Consider the following 12,773-nt stretch of genomic DNA (forward strand, 5'->3'; position numbering starts at 1 on the left):
ATGGTATCAATGTGATGCCGTTGCCGCTCTCTGCCGGAAGACCAGCATGGCGCACAGCATGAATGCCAGCAATGCGATGGATGCACCGTAGCGGCTCAGAGCCAGGCCACCGGCACTCAAAGGTTTATCGAGAAAGTCGCCCACCACGGCTCCCAGTGGCCGCGTCAATATGAATGCCGTCCAGAATAGCAGTGTGCGAGAGATTTTTGTTCCGTAGTAGGCCAACACCAACAAAGCGAGCAGTCCACCGAAAACCGCAGCCGCGCCGGTATAGCCCAGTCCTGCACTATCCGCTGTCCAGTCCCCAAGTGCCGTGCCCAATGTCTGCGAAAACATGATCGTGATCCAGTAGAACATTTCTGCTCGCGGGCTGCTTACTGTGTTCACGGAAACAGAACCGAGCGTGCGCTTCCAAAGTAACAGTGATGCAAGTAAAAGCACGGACAACAAGGTAGTGCCACCGGCGTAACCGATCCCTAGCGAACGATCAGCGAAATCAGCCAGCGTGGTACCGACGGTGGTGGTGGCAATAATCGTGCTCCAATAGATCAAAGGATGGAAAGTTTTGGACTTGATCTGGTACGCCACGGCAATCACAAAGAACGCCGCGAAGATGCCCGTACTGGTCAGATAGCCGAGGTTCAACGACATGGAGGCCGCATCCCCTCCAGTTTCGCCAAGCGTAGTTGCGGCGATCTTGATGAGCCAGAATCCCAGTGTCACTTCCGGCACTTTGGCCAATACATTTTCAGAATATGTTTTCATCTATCTTCTTTCGAAATTGATTTCAGATGCAGCAGTTCGGCGAGCCAAAGTTTAATCGCCCACAGCCGTCAGGCCGATCGCTGCCTGCTTGTGCCGATCTGGGCGGCGACTACCAACATGATGATGACCGCGAGGAACAAGGCACTGGTCCACATTGTTCCCATTCCCAAGCCGCCGTCTGCCTTGTTTTGTGTCAGCAGATCGCCCAGCGCTGCGCCGAAAGGTCTTGTCAAGATGTAGCCAATCCAGAAGCTGGAAACCGCATTGCCACCCCGACGCCAGGCGAGGTAAGTGATTGCGATCAGCGCGCCGAAGGTCACCGCACCCCAGGCAAATCCGAGGCCCAATGCTTCCGTTGCCAGGTCACCGGCGGCGGTGCCCAGAGCGAAGGTACACAGGATGGCGGCCCAATAGAAAAGCTCTCTGCGACGTGACACGATATGGTGAATGGAAAGGCTGTGCTCGACGCGATACCACACTAAGAAGATCAGGGCGAGCAACAGCGAAAAGATGCCGGTGCTGACATACAAGCTAATACCCAGGCTATCGGTCATGAGATCGGTAATCTGGGTGCCCACGATGCTGACCAGTATCACGCTCGTCCAATAGAGCCAAGGGATATGACGGCGAGTCTTCAACTGTGCAAACAGAACGGTGGCAAGAAAGGTTGCCATGATCGCACTGGTGATTGCCTGGCCCCATCCAACATTGAAGGCCAGAAAATCCGCCCCAGTCTCGCCTACCGTAGTTGACATGATCTTGATGATCCAGAACGATAAGCCGATTTCGGGAACCTTATTCATCCAGTACTGGTGGAGCTTGACTTGTTGACCGTCCATGTTGATCTCCTCATGAAAATTGGATATTGAGAAGTCTGAGTGCTTGGACTTAGCTCTCACTTAGGTGGTGCCACGAATCCACCCTTTCACGATGAACCTAGAGAAGACGCGGCAATGAATACGGATCGCGACGTTGTAGATGGAACCAAGAAACCCATGAGGAAGATGGTGAATGAGGGTGGTACTAAGCATCGCCACGATGGCGGCACCTGCCATGTCGAACGGGAAGTGAACCCCGAGATAGATACGTGCCCATGCCAGCGGTATGCCCAGCAAGCCGAGAACAATCCCGGAGAATCTCAGCGAAGGGTTGAGTAGGAAAGTGAAGGCTACCGCCCACCAAAGAGACAGATGATCGCTGGGAAAAGAAGAGTCGGCAGCGTGTGGGATTAGTGTGTGTCCCAATCCGATCATGAACGGCCGAGGATGCCACCAGATCATGCCTATCAATTGATTTGTCATCAATGCAATCAGACCGGCTGCGGTCGCGGCAAGCATGGCTCTGCGCTGACACGCATCGCCGCGCAGCCAAATCAGGGCAATCGTAAGCGGAATGATCCAGATCTGGAGTGTTGCAATGACCGTGGCCAGGTCAACGGCAAACTGAGGGGGATGGGCAGTGGCGTTCAACCACAAGAAGAGAATCTTATTGATGTTTTCCATGATGGAGGTCTGGCAGTGAACGATGGCGGATGGTCAACCTGATGATGGCTTGCATCAATCACGGCGCATCGTTCTTTGTAAAATGAGCATGAAGATTGAGAGATGTGGAAATGTATCCCGGAAAACTTAGCCGAGACTGAGTCCACATTAAGCAGTAAAACATTGCCGCAGAAGCTAGATAGCAGATATCGAGGCGGCCTAAGGTCTGGCTAAGTCTTGGTCAATAGGCTCATGCTGCCAGAGTTATTATCTGGCAACATCCATCAACTAAAGGAGCCATCCATGACTTCAGCGATCAGCAGTCTCTCCAGTAGCTTTTACAACAATGTTGTGACGGCCAATCCGCGCCAGAACGCCAGCAAAGTCGATAGTGACGGGGATCATGACAATAGCCGCCCGGGTGAAGTCGAAAAGGCCAAGCCGATGTCGGGAACCCTGGGCACGATGATCGATACGCACGCCTAAAGTAGCAAGCCGGCCATTTGAAATTTGAATGGCCGGTATGGGGGCAACGCCGTCATCATCTTGATGGGCTTCTCCGTGCTCTCACGGATGGATTGCACTGGCATAACTCCTCACTACTCTGCGAAGAAGATCGCGCGGCTGGCCGAGGCTCACGCCAAGTGGGTGTATCCCGCTTGGATCCGGTGCAATCAGCTGGTGCGCCTTTTTAGTAGGTGACCTGCTGCATTTTCTTCGAATCTGCCAGCTTCTTCGATATAGCCCTGTACCGTTCCGTCGTGGCGCCAGCCGCCTTGGCGCTTGATATCTCGAAAATCTGCCCCGGCGCGGTAAGCGCTAGTTGCCATGCCTCGACGCAAACTATGGCTGGAGAGATCCGGCACGTAGTCCAAGCCCGCCATGCTGGCGCAATCAGCCAAGATCGTATTGATGCTGGCGGGGTGAATGAACCGCTCTCCCAGCATTGCCCATTTATTAATGGAGCGGAATACCGCTCCATCGCGAATTCCCGCGGCCTCCAACCAATCTCCAAGAGCAGTCGCTGGGCAGCACGGGCCGGTGCCGTAGGGGATTGCCTTGACGATCCCCTGGCCTTGCTGGTCAGTCTTGGAGCGCTGCAGCGTCACGATCAATCCATCCGGTTCCCATGCGAGATCAGAAACCTGTAAGCCTGCTAGCTCACTTCTCCGAAAACCGCCAAAAAATCCCAGTTGTAGCAGCGCGCTATCCCGCTTGGCTTTGAGGGTATCCAAGGAGTCCAGCTTCAAGATGATCTTTTCAAGATCTTCGACCGGGAGGGCCTTGGCCTGTTTTTTTGGACGTCCGTGAGTGCGCCCGATACCTTTCAGTGTCTTGCGGACTGTGGCCGTGCTCGCAGGATCAGCAAAGCCTTGGTAGAGATGCCATTGTGACAAGGCCGTCAGGCGCAACGCCAGAGTACGCGCATTGAGGTTGCTAGCGTGTGCCAGCAGGTAGCGGATCACTGCATTCTCGTCAGCCGGCAAGATCCCGCCCCAAGCCAGGAAATGTCGAATGGCCGAACGATACGTGCGCCGGGTATTTTCGGACGTGGCCGCTGCGAGGAAATGGCTGTGGGCCGCTTCAATATCCGTAGGTAATAGCGTACTGGCAGCCACCGCACCGTCAATGGCTGGGATAATTTCAGGAGAGGGCAATTTGTCGCTCATTTTGGCTTATGTACCGCAGTGCGGCGGCATAAAGGGGATATGGCTCACTATAACATTCGATAACGCTTCTTATAGTGTGTTATATAACTGATCTCATCATAAATTTTCTAATTGTATTTAGACGTATTATTACGTATAACGTAATACGATACCTTATTTGATGGAGCTCCCATGGCCCGTGCTGGCATCCTCTACTCACAAGTCGCCAAAGCAGCTTCACAGCTGGCCGCCGCTGGTAAAGCACCCACCATCGACACGGTTCGCGAAGCGCTCGGAGATACTGGAAGCAAGAGCACGATCGCCCCGATGCTCAAGCGCTGGAAGGCCGAACATCAGGAAGTGGTTGCCAGCGGAGACACCGGCTTGCCGGTCGATCTGGTGGAGGCCGTCAAGGGGGTCTACCAGCGGCTTCAGGATGATGTAGCCAGGCAGTTAGAGGCGGTCAACGAGGCACATGAGCAGGCCCTGGCGACCGTGCGCAACCAGAGAGACGCAGCCCTGGCCGCCGAAGCACAACTCCGCCAAGCCCACGCCACCTTAGTCCGAGAGCACACCCAGGCCCAGGAAGCCTTGGTGAGATGCCAGCAGGATCTACAAGCCAATGCTCTCGCACTCACGGCCGCTCAAACGGAGAATGCTGGACTCCTGCAACGGCTGAGTGATCGCTCCGCCGAGGCTCATATCTTGAATCAGCAATTGGCACAGACTCGCACCCAGTTTGAGCATTTCCAAGAGGCGGCGGCGCGCCAACGTGCCGAGGAACGGCACGCTTTCGAGCAGCGTCTTGCGCGCCTTGAGCAGGAAAATATCGCCGGCCAGCGGCGCCTAGAGTCGCAGCAAGTGACGCTTGGCCAACAGGAGGCGACGTTAGCGCACCAGATGAGCGAACTAGAACGACTTCGCGACGCCCTGAGCGAGGCGCACACTGAATTGCATCAGGTTCGCTCGGAGCGGGACCTGCAAGCCGCTCAACTCCAGGAGTGGACTGTGGCACGCGCCGAAGCAGAGCGCCGATTCGACATGGCGCAGGAGGCGCTCATCGAGGCCAAAGCAGGCGTAGCGGCTGCTGGCAAGCACACTGAAATGCTGGAGAGTCAACTGGCCGCGGCGGAACGTAAGGCTGACCAAGCAGAGAGGGACAAAGCAGCCTTGATTGGCAAGATCCTCGCACAGAGATCGGACAACGCGGCGACCGACGCGTCCATCGCCCATGAGGGCACGCGCCATGATTAGGCTTCATGAAATCGGGGCCGCTGTTAGAGCGCGCCGTCAAGCAGTGGGACTTTCGCTTCAACAATTGGACGCTTTCAGCGGAATTGGTGGCACAAGATTGATTGCAATGCACTGGAGTGTCCGTGCGCAAGCCGATTTTTTTACTCCTCTCGACGGTGTTGCATGAAATCATCTACTTCGCTAGACACCTCGGTTGACTTTGCCCTGCTACGAGAACTTTTTGGTCGACTCATCGAAGTCCAGGCTGGTAACCCTTTAGCACCAGATGATCGATGGAAAAATCATGCTCAAGTGCTGCTGATTAAAGTCTTTCGGCATCTCGAGTCCATCGAGACGATATTCAAAGGCGTGAGCACCTCCCTCGAAGGCAAGGCTTATCCACACTATGTCGACCACGCCTCGATTGCGGTTTTAGTACGAGCAGCTTTTGAGACATACATGATGTTCCACTTTATTTTCTGTGCGAAGACGCCCGAGCTACGTCATCTCCGCTACAAGGTGTGGGAATACGTCGGTCTCCGCGAACGGCAAGCACTACATGGCGGGGTTCTCGCGAAAGCGCAGTGGCAGCATGTGGTTTCAGCTGACAATCGACGCATCCAGGCACTCGACAAAGAGATCCGTGCTGACGGCCTGTTCGCGCAATACACCAAGGACATCAAAGACAAGGTATTAAAAAAGAATGATGTGAAAATGGGGTTCCGATGGATGGATTTAGCTGAGGAATCCGGCTTCCCTCGTAAGTACGCTCACGACATGTATAGTCATTTTTGCAACTATGCGCACTCCGGCTTTGTGAGCGTGCTGCAGATTCGTGACGCCGCTCAGGCTGGGGACTATAAACAACTCGCTAGCGTCGCGATTTCCTTTTGCGCATTGCTGATGGGGCAAATCATCGACAACCATGCACGCCTGTTTTCACCTGTTAATCAGGCACTGCAGAATGATTCTGAAGCATTGGCTCTCCTTGAGCGTTGGCAGGCATTGTTGGGCCGACTCGGCACCCTGTATGGAGCTGAAGCACAACGCTCGCCCAAGGATAAAATCGAACAGCACCGCAATTAACCGCAGGGTGCGAACCCTAAATGCCAGCGTTGATAAGTGAATCTGAAAAGAAAAAATGCTCAGGTGGATATCTATGTTTAATAAAAAAACTCTGGCAATGCAAATCGACCAGGCATTCTCCGTTAGCGCCGTAGCCAAGTTGGTCGAGGCGGGAATACTAACGCCGAAAATTCGCAAGCAAGGCCCATTCGAGCTACCCGCTATCAGACCTGAATACAACTATTTCTGTCATTTGCTTGGTGAGGTGTTGAAGAATCTGCCAGAGCTTCCCGATTTTTCCGGAGATAAGAAGATTGCCGTGATGTCAGATTACGGTGGTGAGCACAGTGACGCGCTATATCAAACATACTCCTTCTTGTTCGTTGCTATGGATAAAACAGGACCATTCCAAGCGCGCATGCAGGAGTTGCGGCAAAAACATAAGATTTACCATCCGTACAGTGAGTTTAAATTTAAAGATCTAAGGTACGCCCCAAGAAAGCGTGCGCTACCGGAGTATCTGAGGTTGGTTGATACCTTGATCCATGGTGCACTCGTAACCGTGGCAATAGATCGAAAGATCGAGTCAGTTTTCGCGCCGTCGAAAGCTGCTGCAAAAAAAGAGATTACGAAGCAACTCCAAGATGGCGGATTTGGCACATGGAACTTTCAGACTGGCGAAAAATTACTTCGGATTCTTCACATTCTTTCAGCCTTCACCGCCGCTCTAACTCATGAACAACAGAGGTTGCTCTGGTATTCCGATAACGACAATATCAATGCCGATGGTCATGAGAGGTCTTTTTCTCACACTCAAAGTTTGTTCGGAAGTGTCGGCGCTATGTACATGACGCATGGTTTTGAAATTCTTGGTTTTGCGAAGTCGTTAGCTGATAAGAGTTTTCTGGACGATTTGTTGAGCGTACCTGATCTAGCTGCGGGAATTGTTCATGATCTGGTGACTTTCGACGACACGGGCGAAGATCCTCCTGGCGAGGATGGGAAAGTGGATGTACTGAAATGGATAGCTACATCATCTAAATTTCTAACTAAGATCCACCTACGCATTTCGCCGAAAAGTGACGGGACATATGAAGCTCATAATCTTACATTGGAGCCCAAATGGAGTGACCCTCTCGGGCTAGATAACGCCAGTCGATGAAGTGATGCGCTTGTCGAGCCTTCCCTTGACGAACGGCACCATGGCATCACGAGGATCCTAGTAGCAGAAGCTATGAGATAAGAACAAAATGGAAAGGATGAATCCCAATGAGGCAGCTTATTCCGTCCCCAGTAATTTCGGTAGTAGCAGATACCTGCGCAGCCAGAGAGACACATGCATCTCTCGACAGTCTTTTTGCCTACGCTGACGCGCCAGGAGAGCCGCCCGAGGGGAGTAAGCATGTAAAAACCCTTGAATGGCTCCGTCGTACAAATAAGGACCACTCCGTCGATCCGTTAGTAGTGCTCGGACGGCTGATCGAGAACTATATGGAGCAGCCAATTGGAACCTGGAATGATGGTTCGGATGCAAAGAAAATTGAAGCGATCCTGGCGCAATGCAAATTACGTTATGTAACTGGTGGAAGAGTCGTAGCCGCGCAGATGAGCGCAGCCGCATCTCGCACGCTCGAAACCTTGCTGAAGTCTTTCGACTATCGAGCCATTGACGAAGAGTTTTCTAGGGCGTTGGAGAACGTTCAATCGGAACCGCGTGAAGCGGTTTCGGCTGCGAGCAATATATTAGAGTCTTTTTGCAAGGTATTTATCGCAGAAAACTCGTTGGATCTGCCCGCCAAGCAAGACCTGAAACCACTTTGGACCGTGGTTCGCAAGCACTTAGGATTCGATCCATCGGCCATTGCCGATACCGACCTGCAGACTATTCTAACTGGTATGCTTGCCACGGTTGAGGGCATCGCAGCATTGCGTACTCATGCCAGCTCAGCGCATGGCGCTGGCGTTACGTCCTACCGCATTGAGCCCCGTCATGCTCGACTCGCCATCCATGCTGCACACACTATTACCTTGTTCGCACTGGAGACCTGGGAAAAGCGGCGAAAGAGTGCAGGCTAATTGTTTCGCAAGATCACCACATGCGCTGGTCGGCCACACAAACAGGCACCAGGGCTGATGCTGCAAGTTAAGCGCCAACAAGGGAAAAGCCTGATGCAAATCGGAAAACTATAATTCCATGAATCCACTACGTGAGCGCATTCGAGAAGAACGAGAAATTTTCCGCATGACGGGGCCACGCGCATTCCGGCGGAAGCGATTTGTTGCGAAGAAAGATCTACGTCCTCTTCGGGTCGTAATTCGACGATCAATGCCTTTGAAACCCAATCCCAAGTGGGACGCCGTACCCAACATCCATAAGGCGGCTTAGTTACATTTTTCCAGAATCCCGTCCGCCCCCTAATGGTGAAATTCTCGGCGGCCACTTGGGAAGGCTGCTGATCAAGGAAAAATCTCAACCGCATTACGGAGTAGTCGTGAAAATTTCTGAACTTACCCGCCGCGACATTATTGATGCCATGTCCGTCGAGAAGGTTAATTGGTGTGGCCGTCTGGAAGAATCCGGATTCCTCTCGCGGATATACGACCTGTCGGCGATGCCTTCAACGGACCCGCGATTCGCCGACGCAGCCGGTGACATCTGGCAGCATCGAGTCAATAACTTCGACTGGGACGACGACTGGATTTTTTACGACAGCCGCTTTAACTTGGCCCACGGCGACGATGAGACATTCCTCCGCTTCCTTTGCGAGACCTTGCATCCTGTGGTTCGCTCCGACCCTACTGAAGTCGAGCGGATCTTGCAGATGTTTAACCAATATCTTCAAAATGACGGTTTTCAGCTTGTCGAGAAGACTAGGATGTCTGGGAGGCCAATTTTCGTAGGTCGTGATGTCGGCCTACTCCAGACGCCTGGTATCGCAGCCGCCCGCGAAGCTCTCGTTATTGCTGATCTTGGATATGTCGCCCAGCAGATCACCAGGATGGAGTCTTCCGTAGTCAATGACCCCAGCTTGGCAATCGGCACGGCAAAGGAGCTCGTCGAAACTTGCTGCAAGACGATCCTCGAAGAACGTAGCGTTGCTTTTTCAAAAAATGCAGACATCCCCGAACTGGTAAAGCTGGCGGTCAAGGAACTCGATCTCACCCCGGCGAACATCCCAGATCAAGCCAAGGCTGCCGATACCATCAAGCGGCTGCTCAGCAATCTAGCCACAATCACCCAAGGTGTGGCAGAGCTTCGCAACCACTATGGGACCGGTCATGGCAAGGCTGCTGGAGCGAAAGGGTTACAGGCTCGCCACGCAAGGCTCGCGGTCGGCGCCGCGTCGACCCTGGCAGTCTTCTTGGCGGAGACTCATTTGGATCGCGGCAGCTGAGCGCATTTTGGGCGCAACTGAGGAAAGACACCTGGCGTGGGCAAGCTGGCGCACCACAGATCTTCCTACGGCCCGCTAGACGGGCCAGTGGCGTTCCAAAGGTAGTGCCATTTAAGGATATTGTCCGGCTCCTTCGCGGAGAATATCCGTGTGTGTGCAAGTGCTCGACATCAAGCGCCACGCCGGCGCGTAGATCTCCGGCGAGTGATCTGAATATCACGGCCTTATCGAAGTGTCCTGAGATCCCTCTTAGTGCCTTGCGCGCCTCAGGGTTTAGCTGGTGAGTTGAGTCGTAAAATTTGGCGTAACGGGCGACCATTCCCCAGCCTTCAGGTGCGAACAATCGCACGTTGGCTGCCTTGGGTGATGGCGAAGTATTGATTGTCATAGATGCCAATTCTCACGACGGAGAAATTGATTGAATATACTAAACTCGAACATTCAAGAAAATTAGTAGCTGTAATCGAATCAGAAATTCAGGAGCTCTGTTCGGCAGTTGATTGTACCCGCTAGGTCGTGCATTGCCTCTTCAGGAAGACGAGCCGAGGGTTCCCTCAACATCTGATGGGACAATGGGCTTGGGCCGCTCATATGGCCGGCTCCAGATTTTTTGCTCACGAATAGGGGATCAGGTGGACCCAAAGAAAACAAGTAAGACTGCGAACGACGGCCAGCACCCGAGTGATACGCTGAGGAAGGCCTCTGACGCAGTAACTGCGCTCAACATATCCCTCCCGAAACTAGATCTCAATTTGACTCCTTTCTCTGAGCTGGCCAAGCTCTCCAAGCTCAATTTTCCGTCACTTCCAGCCATTGACAATCTCGCTCGCGAATGGAAGATGCCTCTTGCTGTAACGGCGTTCTCCAATCATCTGGGTCTTGATCACCTTCTGCCGACCGCGTATTTAAACGCACTGCCTGCCCTAAAATTTCCTAGCCTGTCGCTCCCCAGCCTCGATTGGACCAACCTCAATGAGCGGTATGAGCAAACACTGAGATTCGCTGCACTCAACAATTGGTTTATCCAGCCTGAGACCGGGATTTCTTTCCTCAGCCAAATTGAGAAGTGCAAAGCGGATGTGACGACCCTGGATCTGCTCTTTTCCAAGATGACGCGAGAATTAGCTTCAGACATTGAATCCCGCCTGCTCAAGGACCATCCTCGCCATGCAGCTCAAATCGCAGAGTTATTCCGACTGCACAAGGAGGGACGCTACATCTCGTCAATCCCACTTACGTTGGTCGTGGCTGAAGGCATTGCACACGCTGTCTCAAACAAGTCCATTTTCAATCTTTCAAAAAACGCTCCGGAAATTGCATCATGGCTCAAGACAAAGGATCTGAGCTCGATGGCCAAAGCTTTTTTGGCCTCATTCGATGAGCAATTCCCGATGAGTAAACCCAGGCCCGGAAAGCTTTCACGCCACAAGGTCTTACACGGAATCGATCCAGACTATGGGACTGAATTGTTTTCTCTGCAGGCTATATCGCTTTTGGGATTCGTGGGCTGGGCGTTTGCGTGCGACGGACTAGTCACCGACTCTCGTGCCGAAGAGTGAGGCTGCCAGCGAAATGTTTTAACCATCTCTGGCATTTAATTCAATTTCCGCAAAACTTCCAAGATCCCGGCCTGCAATTCGACCACAACCGCAAACACAATGCGCAACCGCAGCCCACTACTGCGGCGAGGCATCTAAAGTCGCCGTGGCGCGCTGCATGGGACCTATCTCGCGCACGATCGCCAGCCGCAGCTCGGCCTCGGCAATGTGTCCTTATCTCGGCTGGCTGCGAGGGGGGGGCGATTCAGCGCGGGGATTCAGAAAGAAAATATACGGCCCACTACCAATACATTGGAAAATCTTTTCTAATCAATGGCTTATCGGGTTTTTGGCCAAAATTTCAGGAATCCCGGCCGACCCTCTATTTCGGGATCTGCGAGCGGATGGCAAAGGGCCCGTCGGCGCCGTGGCGATACTGACCATGGGAAAGAGTGGGGCACTGAAGGTGTCGAATGCTCTCAATGGCCTGGGTGTTAATCAGGGAAAAACTGTTCGCCACAAGCTATTGTTTGATGAGGCAGAGGCGTTGCTGACCTCGCGCCTAGCCGCCTTCTTGCTTGAACCAAAACAGGAAGATGCGGAGTCGCTCGATATTGCGACGTGCATGGAGTTGATCGCTGCGGCGCGGCGCTCGACCGGTGGCGCGAAGGCAGCTGTCGACAAGCTAATGCAGCAGGCAACCAAAATCCGGGCAGGCAAAGCGGTGAACATTAAGCTGGTCATAGCTTTGCGAGAAATCCTGGCGCAGTTACGTGACCATGGCTTAACGGGGGATCCGGCGGCTGACTGGCTACAGGTGAAGCATTTTCTACGCGCTAGCGGCCGCGAGGAGTTGATTCGGAGCGCTTTGCAGCTCGATTACCTCGTCACCTTCCGGCGAGGCCAACGTATCGCGGCTGCGTTATCGGACGAGTGGTTGCGCGATGGTACCTACACTCGCGCACGCGCCGCACTGGATGTTGCTCTGTCGCAAGAACAACTTTTGGACGGAGTCGCAGAACCACCTGGTATCCAGGTCATGAATGTGCACAAGGCCAAAGGAAAGCAGTTCGACGGCGTGATCTTTGTGCGCGAGATGCGCCAAGCAGATGATGGGCCGACATCGTCCTTCATCTGGCGGGGAGACGCCGCGCCGTATGGACAAAGCCGCCGCCTGGTTAGAGTGGGCATCACCCGCGCACGCCGACGCTTGTTGATTCTAACGCCGGCGTGGCCGGTCTGCCCGCTGCATCGTTGGGAAAGACTATGATGGCTGAGCTCAGATAGAGGTCCCGTCGGGATTCGCGAAGTTTTTGACTAATATAGCCAGGCTGCGCGCGAACTCGACATTTCAGAGCAACTTGTATATCAACTCATCAATAGCGATCTGGTAGACGCAAGCCTAGATAGGCTAGGGGCCATAGCAGTGCGGTCAGGCCTGACTGTTGAGCTAAAACTGCTATAGAAAGACTGATTCCTTGCGCGTCACGTCATTGGTTGAGCGTTGAAAACCTGAATGTCTGCGCTCAAATTGACTGACACTTCGATTGGGGTAAGTCGGGGTGGCTGCTCCTACTTTACAAAGTTAGTACTTAAATATTTACAAAGTTAGTACTATGGACGTTAGCCACGGTCGTGAACATCACA

At 53.3% G+C, this 12,773-nt stretch carries 12 protein-coding genes; 8 read left to right on the forward strand and 4 right to left on the reverse strand.

Translation table 11 applies throughout. The annotated features are described in order from the left end of the window. Positions 1-6: 6 nt before the first annotated feature. The 3 genes from ACLRDN_RS12775 to ACLRDN_RS12785 all read right to left on the reverse strand — a co-directional run bounded on the left by ACLRDN_RS12775 (position 7) and on the right by ACLRDN_RS12785 (position 2,267). Positions 7-765: a hypothetical protein gene (locus ACLRDN_RS12775; protein WP_413456567.1), complete on the reverse strand. Its 759-nt coding sequence runs from the start codon at positions 763-765 to the stop codon at positions 7-9. Between the two features lie 68 nt (positions 766-833). Next, positions 834-1,604, reverse strand: a complete 771-nt coding sequence (locus ACLRDN_RS12780) for a membrane protein (RefSeq protein WP_034332043.1) — start codon at positions 1,602-1,604, stop codon at positions 834-836. Positions 1,605-1,664: 60 nt separating this feature from the next. After that, positions 1,665-2,267 (reverse strand): phosphatase PAP2 family protein, encoded by a 603-nt coding sequence (locus ACLRDN_RS12785; RefSeq protein WP_413456568.1) that lies wholly within the window; start codon positions 2,265-2,267, stop codon positions 1,665-1,667. A 282-nt stretch (positions 2,268-2,549) separates the two neighbouring features. Here ACLRDN_RS12785 and ACLRDN_RS12790 point away from each other — a divergent pair, with 282 nt between their 5' ends. Continuing rightward, complete coding sequence (locus ACLRDN_RS12790; RefSeq protein ID WP_034332047.1) at positions 2,550-2,732, forward strand: hypothetical protein; 183 nt, start codon at positions 2,550-2,552, stop codon at positions 2,730-2,732. A 188-nt stretch (positions 2,733-2,920) separates the two neighbouring features. Here the strand turns inward: ACLRDN_RS12790 and ACLRDN_RS12795 are convergent, their stop codons facing one another. Beyond that, a complete protein-coding gene (locus tag ACLRDN_RS12795; RefSeq protein WP_413456569.1) occupies positions 2,921-3,916 on the reverse strand; it encodes a tyrosine-type recombinase/integrase in 996 nt (331 codons plus the stop codon). Positions 3,917-4,087: 171 nt separating this feature from the next. Here ACLRDN_RS12795 and ACLRDN_RS12800 point away from each other — a divergent pair, with 171 nt between their 5' ends. From ACLRDN_RS12800 to ACLRDN_RS12830, 7 genes are all read left to right on the forward strand, one after another. Beyond that, on the forward strand, positions 4,088-5,149 hold the full coding sequence (locus ACLRDN_RS12800; protein ID WP_413456570.1) for a DNA-binding protein: 1,062 nt from the start codon (positions 4,088-4,090) through the stop codon (positions 5,147-5,149). Between the two features lie 162 nt (positions 5,150-5,311). Beyond that, positions 5,312-6,214: a DUF5677 domain-containing protein gene (locus ACLRDN_RS12805; protein WP_413456571.1), complete on the forward strand. Its 903-nt coding sequence runs from the start codon at positions 5,312-5,314 to the stop codon at positions 6,212-6,214. 73 nt (positions 6,215-6,287) lie between these two features. After that, positions 6,288-7,355 carry a hypothetical protein gene (locus ACLRDN_RS12810; RefSeq protein ID WP_413456572.1) on the forward strand — a complete coding sequence of 356 codons (1,068 nt, stop codon included), beginning with the start codon at positions 6,288-6,290 and terminating at the stop codon, positions 7,353-7,355. A 329-nt stretch (positions 7,356-7,684) separates the two neighbouring features. Next, positions 7,685-8,269 (forward strand): abortive infection family protein, encoded by a 585-nt coding sequence (locus ACLRDN_RS12815; RefSeq protein WP_413456573.1) that lies wholly within the window; start codon positions 7,685-7,687, stop codon positions 8,267-8,269. Between the two features lie 416 nt (positions 8,270-8,685). Further along, positions 8,686-9,588: an abortive infection family protein gene (locus ACLRDN_RS12820; RefSeq protein ID WP_413456574.1), complete on the forward strand. Its 903-nt coding sequence runs from the start codon at positions 8,686-8,688 to the stop codon at positions 9,586-9,588. Between the two features lie 632 nt (positions 9,589-10,220). Next, positions 10,221-11,147: a hypothetical protein gene (locus ACLRDN_RS12825; RefSeq protein ID WP_413456575.1), complete on the forward strand. Its 927-nt coding sequence runs from the start codon at positions 10,221-10,223 to the stop codon at positions 11,145-11,147. Positions 11,148-11,304: 157 nt separating this feature from the next. Then, positions 11,305-12,396, forward strand: a complete 1,092-nt coding sequence (locus ACLRDN_RS12830) for a 3'-5' exonuclease (protein WP_413456576.1) — start codon at positions 11,305-11,307, stop codon at positions 12,394-12,396. Positions 12,397-12,773 lie beyond the last annotated feature (377 nt).

Source organism: Herbaspirillum huttiense (genome assembly GCF_047300815.1).
GTDB classification, from domain to species: domain Bacteria; phylum Pseudomonadota; class Gammaproteobacteria; order Burkholderiales; family Burkholderiaceae_D; genus Herbaspirillum; species Herbaspirillum huttiense_A.

Excerpts from the sequence above, each read along its gene's own strand:
- ACLRDN_RS12775 (WP_413456567.1), bottom strand. The coding sequence starts at position 765 with ATGAAAACATATTCTGAAAATGTATTGGCCAAAGTGCCGGAAGTGACA.
- ACLRDN_RS12780 (WP_034332043.1), bottom strand. The coding sequence starts at position 1,604 with ATGGACGGTCAACAAGTCAAGCTCCACCAGTACTGGATGAATAAGGTT.
- ACLRDN_RS12785 (WP_413456568.1), bottom strand. The coding sequence starts at position 2,267 with ATGGAAAACATCAATAAGATTCTCTTCTTGTGGTTGAACGCCACTGCC.
- ACLRDN_RS12790 (WP_034332047.1), top strand. The coding sequence starts at position 2,550 with ATGACTTCAGCGATCAGCAGTCTCTCCAGTAGCTTTTACAACAATGTT.
- ACLRDN_RS12795 (WP_413456569.1), bottom strand. The coding sequence starts at position 3,916 with ATGAGCGACAAATTGCCCTCTCCTGAAATTATCCCAGCCATTGACGGT.
- ACLRDN_RS12800 (WP_413456570.1), top strand. The coding sequence starts at position 4,088 with ATGGCCCGTGCTGGCATCCTCTACTCACAAGTCGCCAAAGCAGCTTCA.
- ACLRDN_RS12805 (WP_413456571.1), top strand. The coding sequence starts at position 5,312 with ATGAAATCATCTACTTCGCTAGACACCTCGGTTGACTTTGCCCTGCTA.
- ACLRDN_RS12810 (WP_413456572.1), top strand. The coding sequence starts at position 6,288 with ATGTTTAATAAAAAAACTCTGGCAATGCAAATCGACCAGGCATTCTCC.
- ACLRDN_RS12815 (WP_413456573.1), top strand. The coding sequence starts at position 7,685 with ATGGAGCAGCCAATTGGAACCTGGAATGATGGTTCGGATGCAAAGAAA.
- ACLRDN_RS12830 (WP_413456576.1), top strand. The coding sequence starts at position 11,305 with ATGGGACCTATCTCGCGCACGATCGCCAGCCGCAGCTCGGCCTCGGCA.